This window comes from Streptomyces sp. NPDC003077 (genome assembly GCF_040611095.1).
Taxonomy (GTDB): Bacteria; Actinomycetota; Actinomycetes; order Streptomycetales; family Streptomycetaceae; genus Streptomyces.
Genome location: NZ_JBEXNM010000094.1, coordinates 13,722 through 28,683, shown reverse-complemented (window position 1 = coordinate 28,683; position 14,962 = coordinate 13,722). Strand labels below are relative to the sequence as shown.

Annotated in this window: 15 protein-coding genes; 7 read left to right on the top strand and 8 right to left on the bottom strand. The window is 72.2% G+C overall.

Features of this window, described 5'->3' with window-relative positions:
* Positions 1-213: 213 nt before the first annotated feature.
* The 4 genes from ABZX96_RS35240 to ABZX96_RS35225 all read right to left on the bottom strand — a co-directional run bounded on the left by ABZX96_RS35240 (position 214) and on the right by ABZX96_RS35225 (position 4,036).
* Positions 214-1,419, bottom strand: coding sequence for an ABC transporter permease (locus ABZX96_RS35240; RefSeq protein ID WP_355552749.1), 1,206 nt, complete (start codon positions 1,417-1,419; stop codon positions 214-216).
* 176 nt (positions 1,420-1,595) lie between these two features.
* On the bottom strand, positions 1,596-2,312 hold the full coding sequence (locus ABZX96_RS35235; RefSeq protein WP_355552746.1) for an ABC transporter ATP-binding protein: 717 nt from the start codon (positions 2,310-2,312) through the stop codon (positions 1,596-1,598).
* Complete coding sequence (locus ABZX96_RS35230; RefSeq protein ID WP_355552743.1) at positions 2,309-3,373, bottom strand: peptidoglycan-binding domain-containing protein; 1,065 nt, start codon at positions 3,371-3,373, stop codon at positions 2,309-2,311. The genes ABZX96_RS35235 and ABZX96_RS35230 overlap by 4 nt, the downstream gene beginning before the upstream one ends.
* Positions 3,374-4,036, bottom strand: a complete 663-nt coding sequence (locus ABZX96_RS35225; protein ID WP_355552740.1) for a hypothetical protein — start codon at positions 4,034-4,036, stop codon at positions 3,374-3,376.
* Positions 4,037-4,169: 133 nt separating this feature from the next.
* Here ABZX96_RS35225 and ABZX96_RS35220 point away from each other — a divergent pair, with 133 nt between their 5' ends.
* The 4 genes from ABZX96_RS35220 (at position 4,170) to ABZX96_RS35205 (ending at position 8,704) form a co-directional block, all read left to right on the top strand.
* Positions 4,170-4,859, top strand: a complete 690-nt coding sequence (locus tag ABZX96_RS35220; RefSeq protein ID WP_355552737.1) for a response regulator transcription factor — start codon at positions 4,170-4,172, stop codon at positions 4,857-4,859.
* Positions 4,860-4,981: 122 nt separating this feature from the next.
* The gene (locus ABZX96_RS35215; RefSeq protein WP_355552752.1) at positions 4,982-6,454 is read left to right on the top strand and encodes a HAMP domain-containing sensor histidine kinase; all 1,473 of its coding nucleotides are present in this window, start codon (positions 4,982-4,984) and stop codon (positions 6,452-6,454) included.
* On the top strand, positions 6,451-7,101 hold the full coding sequence (locus ABZX96_RS35210; RefSeq protein ID WP_355552734.1) for a hypothetical protein: 651 nt from the start codon (positions 6,451-6,453) through the stop codon (positions 7,099-7,101). Before ABZX96_RS35215 ends, ABZX96_RS35210 begins: the two co-directional genes overlap by 4 nt.
* Positions 7,102-7,369: 268 nt before the next feature.
* A complete protein-coding gene (locus ABZX96_RS35205; RefSeq protein ID WP_355552732.1) occupies positions 7,370-8,704 on the top strand; it encodes an FAD-binding oxidoreductase in 1,335 nt (444 codons plus the stop codon).
* Between the two features lie 404 nt (positions 8,705-9,108).
* On the opposite strand, the gene ABZX96_RS35200 is transcribed toward ABZX96_RS35205, so the two are convergent.
* Both ABZX96_RS35200 and ABZX96_RS35195 read right to left on the bottom strand, forming a co-directional pair.
* Positions 9,109-9,549, bottom strand: a complete 441-nt coding sequence (locus ABZX96_RS35200) for a RidA family protein (RefSeq protein ID WP_355552729.1) — start codon at positions 9,547-9,549, stop codon at positions 9,109-9,111.
* An 88-nt stretch (positions 9,550-9,637) separates the two neighbouring features.
* Positions 9,638-10,468, bottom strand: a complete 831-nt coding sequence (locus ABZX96_RS35195; protein WP_355552726.1) for a phytanoyl-CoA dioxygenase family protein — start codon at positions 10,466-10,468, stop codon at positions 9,638-9,640.
* Between the two features lie 97 nt (positions 10,469-10,565).
* Between ABZX96_RS35195 and ABZX96_RS35190 the strand changes: the two genes are divergently transcribed.
* Positions 10,566-11,243, top strand: coding sequence for a TetR/AcrR family transcriptional regulator (locus ABZX96_RS35190; RefSeq protein ID WP_355552723.1), 678 nt, complete (start codon positions 10,566-10,568; stop codon positions 11,241-11,243).
* 113 nt (positions 11,244-11,356) lie between these two features.
* A complete protein-coding gene (locus ABZX96_RS35185; RefSeq protein ID WP_355552720.1) occupies positions 11,357-12,523 on the top strand; it encodes an amidohydrolase family protein in 1,167 nt (388 codons plus the stop codon).
* A gap of 126 nt (positions 12,524-12,649) precedes the next feature.
* Here the strand turns inward: ABZX96_RS35185 and ABZX96_RS35180 are convergent, their stop codons facing one another.
* The gene (locus tag ABZX96_RS35180) at positions 12,650-13,168 is read right to left on the bottom strand and encodes a hypothetical protein (protein ID WP_355552718.1); all 519 of its coding nucleotides are present in this window, start codon (positions 13,166-13,168) and stop codon (positions 12,650-12,652) included.
* A 356-nt stretch (positions 13,169-13,524) separates the two neighbouring features.
* Here ABZX96_RS35180 and ABZX96_RS35175 point away from each other — a divergent pair, with 356 nt between their 5' ends.
* On the top strand, positions 13,525-14,016 hold the full coding sequence (locus tag ABZX96_RS35175) for a ricin-type beta-trefoil lectin domain protein (RefSeq protein ID WP_355552715.1): 492 nt from the start codon (positions 13,525-13,527) through the stop codon (positions 14,014-14,016).
* 270 nt (positions 14,017-14,286) lie between these two features.
* Here the strand turns inward: ABZX96_RS35175 and ABZX96_RS35170 are convergent, their stop codons facing one another.
* On the bottom strand, positions 14,287-14,859 hold the full coding sequence (locus ABZX96_RS35170; RefSeq protein WP_355552712.1) for a dihydrofolate reductase family protein: 573 nt from the start codon (positions 14,857-14,859) through the stop codon (positions 14,287-14,289).
* Positions 14,860-14,962 lie beyond the last annotated feature (103 nt).

The window sequence follows — 14,962 nt, the reverse complement described above, 5'->3', positions numbered from 1 at the left end:
GCGCGCCCCCCAAGCCCCCGCCGCGACCCCCCCACCTGCCGCGCCGCGCGCTGCGGCCCGCTCACCGCCGCGCCGCCGGAAGCCCGGGTGTCCTCGGCTTCACGGGGGCAGCGCAGGGCCCGCGCGGAAGGGCACGTCAAGCGGGGCAGCGCGCAGGCCCCGCCGAAGTGCACGTCAGGTGGGGCAGCGCGGACCGCCCCGCCGAAGTGCACGTCAGGTGGTGTTCAGCGCGACCGTGGGGTGCAGGCGCGAGGCCCGCGCCGCCGGGTAGAGGCCGGCCAGTACGCCGATGAGCAGGGTCGCCGCCAGCGCGACCGCCACGGACCACGGGGGCACCACGGCGGTCCAGCCCTGTGCGAGGGCGAAGCCGTAGGTCGCCACCGCGCCGAGGACGGCGCCCGTGGTGCCGCCGAGGAGTGACAGCAGCAGGGATTCGGTGAGGAACTGGAGGCGGACCGCGTTCTTGGTGGCGCCCATCGCCCGGCGCAGGCCGATCTCCTGGCGGCGTTCCAGGACGGAGACGACCATGGTGTTGGCCACGCCGACCCCGCCGACCAGCAGCGCCACCGCGCCCAGGCCCAGCATCAAGGTGGTCAGGCCCTGGTCGGTCGCCGCCTTCGCGGCGAGCGCGTCCGAGGGGCGGGAAACCTTGACGGAGCCTTCGGCGCCCGGCAGCACCGTGCGGGCCAGGACGGCGCGTACGTCCTCGACCGTCGCGTCCGGGGAGCGCTCGAAGATCATCGACGGGTGGCCGTCGAAGCGGAAGTACCGCTCGGCCGCGGGGAAGCCGATCATCGCGACGCGGTCCAGGGCCGGGACCAGTTCCACAGGCCGCAGGATGCCGACCACGACGACGTACCGGTCGTTCATCACGATCTTCTCGCCCGGCTCGGTGACACCCAGACGGCGTGCGGCGATCGCCCCGAGGACCGTGACGGGCAGGCGCTCGTCGGCCCTGTTCAGCCACCTCCCCTCGGCTACTTGGGCGTTGAGGGCCGACAGGAGATCCGTGCGGGCGGCCTGGGTGCCGACGGCCGCCGTCCGTTCCTCGGGCACCACGTCGCTGCGCCGGATCCTGGCGTCCACGTTCGCGGTCGCGGTGGCGTGCCGGACGGGGCCGATCCGCTCGACCATCGCCACCGCCGACTTCGGCAGTTTCACCTCCTGGCCCAGCGCGTCCTTGCCCGCCTCGACGGTGAGCAGGTTCGTGCCGAGGCGGTCGAGCCGGGCCATGAGGTCCGCCTTGCCGGACTGGGACAGGCCCACCACGGCAACCATCGTGGCGATGCCGATGGCGATCCCGAGGGCCGACAGGACGACGCGGGCCCGGCGGGCGCGCAGGCCGACCGCGCCCAGGCGCAGGACGTCGCGGGCCGGAAGCCGTGCGGGCGCGAGCCGGGGCGACCGGCCGGCGGGCACGAACCGGGGCGACCGGCCGACGGGCGGCGGCTGCCGATCCGAAGGGGTCAGCGGATCCGAAGGATTCAGCCGGTCCGAAGGGCTCAGCCCGTCCGAAGAATTGAGCCGCTCTGAAGAATTGAGCCGATCCGAAGAGTTCAGCCAGCCCGAAGGATCCAGCCGGTCCGAAGAATTCATCATGAACTCGCTTGCCGGTTGCGGGTGTCGGAGACGATCGCGCCGTCCCGGAAGCGGATCCGGCGCGGCAGCGAGTCCGCGATCTCGTGATCGTGGGTGATCACGCAGATCGTGGTGCCCGCCGCGTTCAGCTCGTGGAGCAGTTCCATGACGACGGCGCCGGACGCCGTGTCCAGGGCACCGGTCGGTTCGTCGGCGAGCAGCAGGTCCGGTTCGCCGACCAGCGCGCGGGCGATGGCCACCCGTTGCTTCTCGCCGCCGGAGAGTTCGGCGGGCCGGTGGCCGAGGCGGTGGCCGAGGCGGACGCGTTCCAGGGCGGCGCGGGCGCGGACCCGGCGCTCCTTGTGGGGGACGCCCGCGTACAGGAGTCCGTCGGCGACGTTGTCGAGGGCGTCGCGGCCCGCCGCCAGGTGGAAGTGCTGGAAGACGAAGCCGATGTGGCGGGCCCGCAGCGCGGACAACCGCGCGTCCGAAAGGCGGCCCACGTCGTACCCGGCCACGCGCACCGTGCCCGAGGTGGGCGCGTCCAGGGTGCCGATGACGTTGAGCGCCGTCGACTTGCCCGACCCCGAGGGGCCGACGACGGCCAGGAGTTCCCCGGCACGGACGGTGAGGCTCACCCCGCGCAGGGCGTGCACGCCCCCGGCGTAGGACTTGGTGACCTCCCGCAGCACGACGACGGGGTCCGGCTCCGGTCCGGAAGTGGCGGGCGTCATTCGGTGGCCACCCCCACTTTCAGGCCCTCCTTGATCTGCGGGCCGCTGACCTCGATGCGGCCGTCGGCCGTCATCCCCGTCTTCACCCGCACCATCCGGGACCCGTTGCCCTCGACGATCTCCAGCCCGTAGCCGCCGTCCGCGCCGCGCAGCGCGACGACCGCCTCCACCGGGACCGTGAGGACGCCCTCGCGGCTCTCGCTGACGAACCGCACGCTCGCCGTTGCCCTGGCGTCCTCGCCGGAGACAGCCGAGGCGCCGCCGTCCAGGGTGACCTCGACCGTGATGCCGTCCTGGGGCGCGGCCTCCTCCCCGGACTCCTGCGGCTGGATCGTGCCCGTCACCCGGCCCCGCCTGGTGGTGCCGCTGGGCAGCGTGACCTCGACCTTGGTGCCCTGTGCGGTGAGCGGGGCGTCGGTCCGGTCGAGCTGTGCGCGGACCACGGGGCGGGTGGAGGCGACGGTGAGGACGGCGGTGTCCGGCCCCACCTGGTCGGCGAGCGCCGCGTCCGCCCGGACGACGGTGACCCGTTCGGGCTGGAAGACGACGTCCCCCTTGCCGACCCTGCCGGTCGGTGTGCGGCGCAGGGATCGCTGCCACCGCTTGACGGCCGCCTCCGTCGCCTGGTCGAAGCGCGGATCGACGTAGAGGCCCTGCCCGTAGCCGAGCGCGACGAGATTGCGCTCCAGCTCCAGGACGTCGCTGCCGCGCGCGCCGACCTTCATCTCGCGGAAGGCGGGCACCGGGCCGTACAGCAGGGTGACCGGCTTGTCGTCCAGTTCGTAGAGGGCCTGGCCGCGGGTGACCGTGGCGCCCTCGCGCGCCGCGACCGTCACCGTCCCCTGGACCGCCGCCTTCACCGCCCGGCGCTGCGCGAAGTCGATCCTTCCGTCGACCGTCTTGGACTGGACGAGGTCGGTGCGGACGATCGTGGCGGTGGACGGCGGCGGCCGGTGGCGGCCCTCCTCGTCGCCGGAGCCGCCGTAGGCCAGGGCGCCCGCGCCCAACGCCACGGCGGCCACCGCCACACCGCCGGTGAGGATTCCCGTTCGACGCCTCATCTACTGCATCCCGTCCAGACCTTCGAGCAGCTTGCCCTTGCACGCCTCGCGGGCCTGCTTGTACGCGGGGGAGTTCCGGTCGATCGCCGGGTTGGCGGGGCTGGGGTCGCCGCCGGGGATGACCTGGCCGCCGGACAGGGTCGGGTTGGTGAACCGCGAGACACCGTTCTTCCTCATGCAGGCGGCGTGCGCGAGCATCGACTCGTAGTCCTTCTGCGCGTCGCGCGCGGGCTCCAGCTTCAGGGCCTCGGCCATCTCGGGGCCGCAGACACCGTTCTTGCCGCCCTTCTGCTCCTCGCCGCCGCCGTTCGGATCGGTGAGCGCGTCGATCCGCGGCCAGTCCAGGTAGCCGCTCAGCTTGGGGTCGGGGAAGTCCTTCACCCCGCCCTTGGTGCGCATGCACCGGACGTAGGCCATCTGCGCGTCGTAGAAGGCGCTCTTGCCGCCGGCGGCGGCCGGGGAGGAGTCCTTGGACGAGTCCTTGCCCGTGCCGGGCGTGCCGTTCGCGGCCGGCTCGTCGGGGACGGAGGCGACCGCGTCACCGCGCTGCGGACGCACGCCGTCCGTGCCGCCGCAGGCGACGCCGAGGGCGAGCAGGGGGACGACGGCGACGGCGGCGAGCCTCAGACGCGCGGCGCCGCGGGAAGTGGTGGGGATGTTCATGCGTCCACCGTCGGCCCGCTACATGGTGGCCGGTCCATGGCCGCATGATGAGGACGTAACAATGCGCCGGGCCGCCGCCCCACCCGCCGTTACCGGTCCTGACCAGGGCGAACCCTCACGCATAATCGGCTCCATGGCCCACGTACTGCTGATCGAGGACGACGTGTCCGTGCGCGACGGCATGGAACTGGTACTGCGCCGGCACGGCTACGGCGTCGACACCGCCGCCACCGGCGAGGACGCCCTCGCCCTGCTGGCCGGCCCGGCGGGCCCGCGCGTCGAACTCGCCGTGCTGGACGTGATGCTGCCCGGCATCGACGGTTTCGAGGTCTGCCGCAGGCTGCGCGCCACCGGCTCGACGGTGCCCGTGATCATGCTCACCGCGCGGGGCGACGACGGCGACATCGTGCGGGGCCTGGAGGCGGGCGCCGACGACTACGTGGTCAAGCCGGTGACCGCCCCGGTCCTGGAGGCCAGGATCCGGGCGGCGCTGCGCCGTGCCGAACCGGCCCGGTCCGCCACCGGCGAGGAGCACGCGGGCCTGGTCATCGACCGGGCCGCGCTCACCGTCACCAAGCGCGGCACACCGATCGCCCTGCCGCCCACCGAACTGCGCCTCCTGCTCGAACTCTCGGCCTCCCCGGCGCGCGTGTTCAGCCGCGAGCAGTTGCTGCGGTCCGTGTGGGACCACGGCTTCCTCGGGGACTCACGGCTCGTGGACGCGGCCGTCGGCAGGCTCCGCGCCAAGCTGGAGGACGTTCCCGCACGGCCCCGCTACATACAGACGGTGCGCGGCTTCGGCTACCGCTTCGGGCCGGTGTGAGCGTGCGCCGGGCCCGTGTGCGCGGTACTCGTGTGCAGGATGCGCGTGTGCCCAGTGCTCGTGAGCGCGGTGCTCGTGAGCGCCGTCTGCTCATCCGCCGCCCCCGTGAGCGCCGTTTCCTCATCCCCCGTCCCCGCGAGCGCCGTCCGCTCGTGCGCGGTCTGCGGCGGTTCGGCGGGCTCCGCGCCCGGCTCGTCGTCGCGTTCGTGCTCGTCGCCCTGATCAGCGCCTCCACCGCGACCGCGCTCGCCTACCGCGAGTCGCGCACCGCCGTCCTGCAGCGCAAGCAGGACGCGGTACGCGGCGACTTCACCCACCGCGTCGAACAGGCCGCCGCGAACTTCGACGTCCCGGCCGACGAGATCGCTCTCACCCGCTTCGCGACCGGCATCGCCGACGGGCTCGGCGACGGCGCCGTCGTCGTGGCCCGGTACCGCTCCCTGACCGCGTCGTCCGACGCGTCCGCCGACCGCTCACGGATCACCCCCGCCCTGCGCGAGGCGGTGCGCACCCGCAACCGGGTGAGCTTCCAGCGGGTCGAGTGGCGCGGCAGCCCCTACCTGGTCGTGGGCACCCCCGTCACCTTCGACTCGGCGGCACCCTCCGGCCTCGACGTCTTCGCCATCACCTCGCTGCGGGCGGAGCGGGACGACACCGCGGGGGTGCTCGACGCGGTGCGCGACGGCATCGTGCCGGTCCTCCTGCTCGCCGTCGTCCTCGCGCTGCTGGCCGCCGGCACCGTGCTCCGCCCGGTCCGCGAACTGGGGCGGGCCACCCGGCGGCACGCGGCCGGGGACCTCGCCTCCCGGGTCCGCGTGCGCGGTCGCGACGAACTGGCCGATCTGGCACGGGACTTCAACCAGACGGCGCACGCGCTGGAGGCGTCCGTCGCCGAGCTGCGCGAGCAGGACGCGCGGGCCAAACGGTTCGTCGCCGACGTCTCGCACGAACTGCGCACCCCGCTGACCGCCATGACGATGGTCGCCACCGTCCTGGACGAGGACGCGGGAACGCTGCCGCCGGACGCGGCCCACGCCGCCCGCACGGTCAGCGAGGAGACCGGCAGGCTCACCCGCCTCGTGGAGGACCTGATGGAGATGTCGCGCTTCGACTCGGGAGCGGCCCGGCTCCACCTGACCGACACCGACCTCGCCGAAGCCGTCGGCGCCACGCTGTCCCTGCGCGGCTGGACCGGCCGGGTGCACACCGACCTGCCCGACGGCGTCCGGGCGCTGGTCGACCGGCGCCGCCTCGACGTGATCGTCGCCAACCTCGTCGGCAACGCCCTGCGGCACGGCGCCGCGCCCGTGACGCTCACCCTGACCACCGACCCGGCGGGCGACTGGATCACCGTCCACGTCGCCGACCGCGGCCCCGGCCTGCCACCCGAAGCCCTCGCCCGCGTCTTCGACCGCTTCTACAAGGCGGACACCGCACGCACCCGCTCGGAGGGCAGCGGACTCGGCACCGCCATCGCGTGGGAGAACGCGCGCCTGCACGGCGGCACCCTCGACGCGGCCAACCGGCCGGACGGCGGCGCGGTGTTCACCCTTCGCCTGCCGTGGCGGCCCGTGCGCGAGGAGGAGGAACGATGAAGGGCGCGGGCAAGGGCCAGCCGATCGGCACCGCACCGGTCTCCCGGCCACGACGAGGACCGGCGCGGACGGCACACAAGCCGACCGGCACCGCGCTGACCGCTCTGACCACTCCGACCGCTCTGTCCACTCCGACCGCGCTGGCCGCTCTGGTCGCGCTGGCCGTCGTGCTGCTCGCCGGTTGCGGGGTGCGCCCCACCGGAGTGCTGGACGGCGGCGAGCCCCCCGGCGGGCTGACCAAGAACCTGCGCCTGTACTTCGTGTCCCCGGCCGGACGCCTGGTGGCGGTCTCGCGGCCCGACATCCCGGCGTCCAAGGTCACCGACCCGGACGGCGTCATCAAGCTCCTCAGGCAAGGCCCGACGCCGGCGGAACGGGCGTCCGGCCTCACCACCTCCCTGACAACGGAGGGCGCCTACGAGACCACGGTCAGCGGGAACACGGTGACCGTCCGCGTCCCGCAGGCGGAAATCGCCGTCTCGTCGCAGGGCGACCGCAGCCTGTCGGGCCAGCTCGTGTGCAGCATCGCCCGGGCTCGGGCCATGGCCGACGGCAACGGCGCCACGCGGACCGACGACATCCGGGTCACACTCCGGGCTCAGAGCGGACGGCCAGGCAGCTATGTGTGCTCCGACTTCTTGAGGTGAGGCGGGCAGGCCACCCGGTGGGGACGGGGGAAGGCGGGGCGGTTCCCGGGCGGGTGGCGCGGGCGGCAGCGGAACGGCGTCGGACGGCAACGAGACGACAAATCGGACAGGCAACGGAACGACAGTCGGACCGGCAGGCAGCGCAACGGCAGTCGGACCGGCAACGGCACGGCAGCCGGGCGGCATTTTCCGTAACGCTCGTTGCGTAAATTCGTACGGCTCGATACGGTGCCGCCATCCTCCGTACCGATGGAAAGCCGGGATCACCATGTACGACGTTGCGGCGGCCGGGGTCGGCGACACCGGCGTGACGTACTCGGCGTTCAGCGGCTGGGCCGAGCGGCCCACCGAGTTCGCGCCGATGCTGGAAGGGGAGACAACGTGCGACATCGCCGTGGTCGGGGGCGGTTACGCCGGCATGGCGGCGGCGCTGCGGCTGGCCGAGCGCGGTGCCGATGTCGTCCTCCTGGAATCCGGGTTCTGCGGCTGGGGCGGCAGCTCGCGCAACGCCGGTTACCTGTCGAACGCGCTGGCAGGCGACCCGCAACTGCTGAACACGCTGTACGCGCGCCGACTGCCCGGGCTCATCCGTTACGCGGACCGCGCGGCCCACTTCACGGAGAGCCTGATCGGTCGGCTCGGCATCGAATGCGAGTACGAGCCGACGGGCAACGTCATCGCCGCCGTCTCCCCCTCACAGCTCCGGCACACCAAACGGAACGCCGCGATCCTTCGAGGCGCGGGGGCGGACGTCGAGTTCGTCGAGGGCCGCGACTTCGGCTTGCCGACGACGTTCCTCGGCGGCGTTTTCGAACGGGCCGGCGGGCTGCTGAACCCCGGGAAGTTCGCGCTCGGGCTGCGCGACGCGCTGCTCGCCTCGGGCGTGCGGACGTACGAGCGGACCGCGGTGCGCGCGGTCGAGCCCCACGCCGCGGGAGCCGTCGTCAGCGTGACCGGGGGCCGCGTCCGCGCCGAGCGCGTGGTGCTGGCCACCAACGCCTACTCCCGCGACCTGGCGATCTCCCCGAGGCGGATGGTCACACCCATCTGGACCAGCCTGGTCGAGACCGAGCCGATCGCCCCCGAACGCCTGGCGACCACCGGCTGGACCAGACGCGTCGGCATCGTCACCCCGCACACGATCCTGGAGAACTACCGGCCCACACCGCGCGGCACGATCATGTTCGGCACCCGTCGCCTGCGCACGGCGCCGGGAGCACTGGGCGCCCGCGAGCCGGACGACACGGTCGTGGCGGACCTGGTGCGCGGCTTCCACGAACGCTTCCCCTCGCTCGGCGACGTCGCACCGCGACGCGCCTGGGGCGGGTGGATCGCGATGACGTCGTCCCTGCTGCCGGTCGCCGGAGAGGCGACGAAGAACGTCTACTACGCCATCGGCTGCAACGGCCACGGCCTCGCCCAGTCTCCCTACCTCGGCACGCTCCTCGCCGACCGGCTCGCCGGCGACCGGACGCACGAAGACCTCGCCGCCGTCTGGCGTGCGCGGCCACGGTTCGCCCCGTCCGTCCTCAGCGCGCCGACGCTGCACGCCGCCTGGACGATCGACCGCCTCACGGACCGCTTCCACCGCCGCAGGCCCTGAAGGCCGGGGCGTCTTCTCCGGGGAAGCCGAGGGCTTGCTCGTCCTCCACGAGGTTGTCGGCCCGGGATCGGCCTGGAACCGGCCCGGGGTCGGCCTGGAACCGGCCCGGGATCGGCGCGGAAGGTGACCGCGAAGGCCATGACCCCGCAGATCCAGCCGACGACTCCGCAGATCCAGCTGACGGCCCCGCAGATCCATCCGACGACCACCAGGGCGAGCGCCACCAACGAGCGGGAAGGGCGGAGAAGGTGGTGCCGAGGCGGCCGGGCCGGGGACGCGAGTCCGGAGCCACAACACCGCCACCCCCGGCGCGGCGGCCCCGACGAACAGCAACGCCCCAAGACCGTGCGGGGCACCACCCAGGCACCGAGCCGACCTCCCCCGCGGCGGTGCTCGCCTGTGTGTCAGCGGGCCGGTGAACGGTCGCGACGGCCGGAGTCGGCGCGGCTGCCGCTGCCGACCACGGCGACGACGCGGATTTCGACCAGCACTTCGGGAAGAGCCAACTGGGGCACCCCGACCGCGGTCCACGACGGATACCGCTCGGTGAGGAATGCGTCCTTGACCCGGCCGAAGACCGGCATGTCGCCTCGGAGATCGGTGTGGTACGTGGTCAGTTCGGCGATGTCGTCCAGGCTTGCTCCCGCGGCTTCGAGGACGGTCCGCACGTTGTCGAACGCGAGCCGGGCCTGCGCTTCCATACCAACGGCGGGCTTCATGGTGATGGGGTCGATCCCGACCTGGCCCGAGACCCAGATCATGTCGCCGACGCGGGTCGCCTGCGAGAAATGCAGCGCGTCATACAGCGCCTGAGTGGGGCCCGGATTGACCAATTGGCGTTTCACGTCGTGCTTTCTCCTCGCGGATCGGTCGAAGGAACCGGCGCAACGGTCGAAGGAGCTGGCGGATCGGTCGAAAGGGTCGGCGAATCGGTCAAAGAAGCCGCCGGAAAAGCGGTGACCGGAACGGTTCTCCCGGTCGCAGCTTCGCCATCTCCTCGACGAAGAGGGCGCCATTGCGGGCGAAATGCTTGTTGCTCTCCGGGAGGGGGCGGAACGTGGCGTCGTCGCCGAAGAAGCGCAGGACCAGCGTGTGGCGGTCCGGGCAGGCGGCGTCGACGTGCGCTCCCCCGTGCAGTGCGCGGGGATGGAGCACGACGACATCGCCGGGCTCGGTCGCCCAGGAGAGCACTTCGTAGGCGTCGGGGTCGCGGGCGAGTTCGGCGTCGATGTCGGGCAGGCGCGGCAGTACGCCGTCGCCGTGGAGGGGTTCGGTCGGATCCTCGGGGTTGGCGAAGGTGGTCCCGTCGTACTGGATGCCGTGGTGGGAGCCACGGATGATCTCCAGCGAGTTCGCTTTCGGGAGCGCCTGGAAGCTGATCCAGGCGTTGGCCCAGTGCTCACCGGCCCAGGGCAGGTAGGCGGTGTCCTGGTGCCAGGCCGTGCGGCCTCCTCGGCCACCGGCCTTGAGGAATATCTCCTCGGCGAAGTACCAGACGTGCTCGGAGCCCCACAGGTCGGCGAACAGCCGGCCGAACGGCAGCGACGACACCAGCGCGTCCAGCCGGGACTTGGCGAGCGGATTGGCGTTGTCGACGTGCGACTGCTGCCCGGTCCCGTCGAACATCCGTGACGCGTTGGGCCCGGGATGCCCGACGGCCCAGTCGAACGCCTCGCGGCACCGCGCCAGTTGCACCGGATCGAGGCAGCCCTTCATGAGGACGGCGCCGTCGGCGCGCCACGCCTTCCCTACTGACTCGTGCATCGGTTTGCCTCCCGTGCGTCAGGTGGTGAAGGCACCGTAACGAGCCCCAACATTTCACACAACAGTCGTTACGATAATTCTGTGACAGAATCGCGGGATGTCCGAGAACCCGACGACGACCCGGCGAGCGACCCGCGACGACGGAAGCAGACCCACCGCGCGGCGCGGCCGTCCCACGGGCGACCACGAGGCAAAACGGGCCGAACTGCTGAAGGCGGCGGCCTCGGTGATCGCGCGGGAGGGCTACGCCAACACCTCCCTGCGCAAGGTGGCCCAGCGCGCGGGGTGCACGACCGGGGCGGTGACCTACTACTTCGCGAACAAGGAGGAGCTGGTCACGGCAGTGACCGAGAAGCGCTTCGACGACTTCGACGCGACGCTCGCGGCCGGCCGCGACCAGCCCGACATCAGGGCGCTCCTGGAGCGGTGGCTGTCCCGGGCCACCGACGACGCCGAGTTCTGGCCCGTGATGTCCCAGTTGCTGGTTCACGCACGGTACGAACCGGCCTTCGCGGCCGTCATCCAGCGGCGCTACGCCCGCCACCGCGAGGTGCTCGCCTCGGTCCTCGCGACCGGGCAAGAGCGGGGAACCGTCCGCGACGACATCCCCGCCGACCTGCTCGCCGACCAGCTCGCCGCCCTCGGCGACGGCTGGATGATGATGTTCCCCATCGAACCCGAGAGGTTCACGGCCGACCGGGTCGAAGCCCTCCTCGACGCCGCCATCACCTTGATCGCCCCACCCCCGGGCACGCACCGCACGCCCGGCGCCTGAACCACGAACTCGTCACCCGCCACCTCGCGGCCCGGGCGTACCGGCACCCCCACCGTCGGCCCGCCCCACGACATCCCGCCGGCAGGCCCGGTAACCGTCTACTGTGATTCCGCATGAACGCACCACGCTCGGTCGTTCGCGCGAACCGGCTGTTCGACGGCCGCGCCTTCCGGAACGGACCGGTCATGGTCCTGGTGGACGGCGGGAAGATCACCGACGTCGACCGGACGGGCGCCGCCCCGCCCGAGGGTATGCCGGTGACGGAGCTGGGAGACGCGACGCTGCTGCCCGGCCTGGTGGACGCCCATACCCACCTCGCCTTCGATCCCCGGGGCCACGCCCAGAGCCAGATGCTGGGCGACGACGACACGACGGTCCTGGCCCGCATGCGGGCACACGCCGAGCAGGCCCTGCACGCGGGTGTCACCACGCTGCGCGATCTCGGCGACCGCGGATACCTGGCGCTGCGGCTCCGCCAGGAGCACCCGCAGCTTCCGCACCTCGTCGCCTCGGGCCCGCCCCTCACCCGCACGGGCGGCCACTGCTTCTACCTCGGCGGTGAGGCGGACGGGCCCCGGGAGATCGCCCGAGCGGTGGCCGACCGGGCACGCCACGGGACGGACCTCGTCAAGATCATGGCGACGGGCGGCAGGTCGACCACCGGCTCGGACCCCGTCGCCACTCAGTACACCGAGGACGAGCTCCGCACAGCCGTCCGGACCGCACACGAACTGGGCCTGCCCGTCACGGCGCACGCCCACGGCGCCGACGGCATCGCCCGCGCCGTCGCGGCCGGCGTGGACGGGGTGGAGCACTGCACCTTCATGACGCGCGAAGGCATCCGCCCCGACCCGAGGACCGTGGACGCCATCGCCGCCGCCGGCGTCTTCGTCGGCTGCACCGTGGTCCGCCCGCACCCGGACCTGCCCGCCGAGGCCCTGGCCGTCATCGAGCCCTACTGGCAGAACCAGGCGGCCATGCACGCCCGCGGCGTGCGCGTGGTCTGCTGCACCGATGCGGGCATCAACCCCCACAAACCGCACGACATCCTCCCCCGCGAGGTCGCCTACTTCGCCTCACGGATCGCCCCGAACGACGCCGCCCTGGCCTCGGTCACCTCCCTGGCGGCCGACGCCTGCGGCCTGGGACACCGGAAGGGGCGGATCGCGGCGGGATACGACGCCGACATGCTGGCCGTCGGCGGCAATCCCGTACATGACATCGAGGCGCTGCGGACGGTCCGGGCGGTCTTCCGAGCGGGCCGGCGCGTGAACCGGTGACGAACGAGCCGGGGGCCGACCCGCGAGAGGCCACCCGACCAGGAACGAGAGCGAAGAGAGGCAGCCCACGGCATCCCTTTCTCACGACGGAAAACGTGGGCACCTCTCTTCGTCGACCCACCTCCCCTACCAGGAAGACACCCGGAAGCGCCCGTCCGGCAGCCGCGCGTCCACGGGCCAGGTGACGCAAGCGCTTTCCACCCGCTCCCCGCACGTCCAGTACCAGTACTCCGGATCGCCCTGGGACCCGATGGGGTGCTGGACGCGGACCGACCCGTGGTCATCCGGTTCGTACTCCCACTCCTGGGAGGGGCTGCCACCGGAAACACAGGGACGGAGCTCGACCTTGGGGAACAGGAACTCGTCGAGTCCGTCCGAGGCGCACAGGGTCGGATGGGAGGCCGGGGAGAGTTGCCCGGTCCGCGAGTTCCAGGTCCACTTCTGCCGGTCGGATCCATCGCACGCCTTGGGTACGACGTACCGGCTGATGTCCGCGGAGAGGCAGTTCCAGGCGCCGTCCTCGGAACCCGCGAACGACTCGATCCTGAAAGTGCCGCCCGGGAACCCGTCGGCCTGGGCGGGAGAGGCGAATACGCCAACGGCCAGCAGCGCGGAGGCAACGACGGCCCCATTCGTCTTCTTCATGATCGGACGCTAGTACACGTGATGATGGTTAGGTAAGGCTTACCTATGTAGCTGCGTCGCTTTTCGGCCATGCCCGTGGTCGTGGCCCGCCGGAGCGACGACGCCGGGGCGGTCGAGCCACCCTCGCCGGACGCCGACGGTTCCGGCCGGTTTCCGCGCGGCCCATCGCGCGGCCGGGTGCCCTGGCATCCGCGGCGAGGGGCCGCCAACCGGCCACCGGCGCCCGGCCCGTCGGCCCCCGGCCCCGAAGCCTTCACCGACCGCACCGAAACCTTCACCCGATCGGCGTAACCCGCCCTTCAGAACCTCGTTAGGGAGGCGCACCTTCTCCATCCACCTCAGAACGGAGTCCTTCCATGCGACGTCGACTGAACCTCACGATGCTCGCCGTAGCCGCGCTCGGCCTGTCCCTGATCGCCCCGGCGTCCGCCGCGAGCGCCCGGAGCGCCGCCATCGAGGCGTTCGCCATCACCAGCGACATGCACGGCAAGTGCCTGGCCACGAACGGCGACAACGTCGAGATGCAGACCTGCCGCGGCACCGGCAACCAGCTCTGGTTCCGCGAGGGCGACAAACTCGTCAACCGCGCCGAACGCCACTGCCTGGACGTCCGCAACGGCGAACTCGACGCGCCGGCCCAGGCGGTCGGCGACTGCCACGGCCTGGCCAACCAGCGGTGGAACTGGGGCCTCCCCGACGACCACCGGATCATCACCCAGGTCAACAACCAGTGCCTGAGCATCCAGAACGAGGGCGAAGGCCGCGACGGCGCGGGCATCAACCTGCGTGACTGCCGTCCGGGATTCGGCGTCGCCTGGCAGAAGTGGTCGCGCAACGACAACCCGTGATCCGCCGCGTCACCAACAGGTCCCGGCCGGGCCGACCGGCCGGGACCTGTCGCGTTGTGGGGTGGTGGCGGCGCGGGGGGGCAGCGACGCGGGGTCGTTGGCCGCCTCTCCGCCGAGGGGCCCGACGCAGGACGACGCGGACGCGGATGCGGACGCCGCCGACGCTCAGCGCGCTCGGCCCGCTCTCGACGTGCTCAGCGTGCTCGGCCTGCTCTCGACGTGCTCGGCCTGCTCGACCTGCCCGACGTGCTCCGCCGAGGACAGGACCCGTCAGCGAACGACCTCGAAGACGTTCTTCTGCAGGCCGTTGCTGTACGCCTCGTGCTCGACGAGCTTCAGCTTCTGAGCGTCCTTGTCCGTGTCGCTGAACAGCCGCTTGCCCGCGCCGAGCAGCAGCGGGAAGACGAGCAGGTGGTAACGGTCGATCAGGCCGGCGTCGGCCAGGTGGCGGTTGAGGGTGGCGCTGCCGTGGACGATGATCGGGCCGCCCTCGGTCTCCTTCAACGCGGCGACCTCTTCCAGCGAGCGCAGGATCGTGGTCTCGCCCCAGTTCGACACCAGGTCGCCCTCGGCGAGGGTGGTGGAGACGACGTACTTCGGCATCACCTTGTACCCGGCGAAGTCCTCCATACCCGGCCACACCGTGCTGAACGCCTCATAGCTGACCCGGCCCAGCAGCATGGCGGTGGCTTCCCGCTGTTCCCGGCCCTTTATCTCGTACGCCTCCGGAACGAACTCCACGTCCTTGAAGGTCCACCCCGCGTTCCGGTAACCCGGTTCGCCGCCCGGTGCCTCCACGACACCGTCGAGCGAGACGAAGGCGGTACTGATCAAAGTGCGCATTTCAGGTCTCCCGGATGTTTCGTCACTGGTTCCCAGCCGATTCGATGGGCGCACCTTTCGGCCAACCTCCGGGTGCGGTGCACCAACTATCACCGACCGCTGA

Bases quoted from the DNA above. Each gene is read 5' to 3' on its own strand.
- ABZX96_RS35225 (WP_355552740.1), bottom strand. From the start codon at position 4,036: ATGAACATCCCCACCACTTCCCGCGGCGCCGCGCGTCTGAGGCTCGCC.
- ABZX96_RS35235 (WP_355552746.1), bottom strand. From the start codon at position 2,312: ATGACGCCCGCCACTTCCGGACCGGAGCCGGACCCCGTCGTCGTGCTG.
- ABZX96_RS35180 (WP_355552718.1), bottom strand. From the start codon at position 13,168: ATGAAGAAGACGAATGGGGCCGTCGTTGCCTCCGCGCTGCTGGCCGTT.
- ABZX96_RS35175 (WP_355552715.1), top strand. From the start codon at position 13,525: ATGCGACGTCGACTGAACCTCACGATGCTCGCCGTAGCCGCGCTCGGC.
- ABZX96_RS35195 (WP_355552726.1), bottom strand. From the start codon at position 10,468: ATGCACGAGTCAGTAGGGAAGGCGTGGCGCGCCGACGGCGCCGTCCTC.
- ABZX96_RS35205 (WP_355552732.1), top strand. From the start codon at position 7,370: ATGTACGACGTTGCGGCGGCCGGGGTCGGCGACACCGGCGTGACGTAC.
- ABZX96_RS35190 (WP_355552723.1), top strand. From the start codon at position 10,566: ATGTCCGAGAACCCGACGACGACCCGGCGAGCGACCCGCGACGACGGA.
- ABZX96_RS35220 (WP_355552737.1), top strand. From the start codon at position 4,170: ATGGCCCACGTACTGCTGATCGAGGACGACGTGTCCGTGCGCGACGGC.
- ABZX96_RS35170 (WP_355552712.1), bottom strand. From the start codon at position 14,859: ATGCGCACTTTGATCAGTACCGCCTTCGTCTCGCTCGACGGTGTCGTG.
- ABZX96_RS35185 (WP_355552720.1), top strand. From the start codon at position 11,357: ATGAACGCACCACGCTCGGTCGTTCGCGCGAACCGGCTGTTCGACGGC.
- ABZX96_RS35230 (WP_355552743.1), bottom strand. From the start codon at position 3,373: ATGAGGCGTCGAACGGGAATCCTCACCGGCGGTGTGGCGGTGGCCGCC.
- ABZX96_RS35210 (WP_355552734.1), top strand. From the start codon at position 6,451: ATGAAGGGCGCGGGCAAGGGCCAGCCGATCGGCACCGCACCGGTCTCC.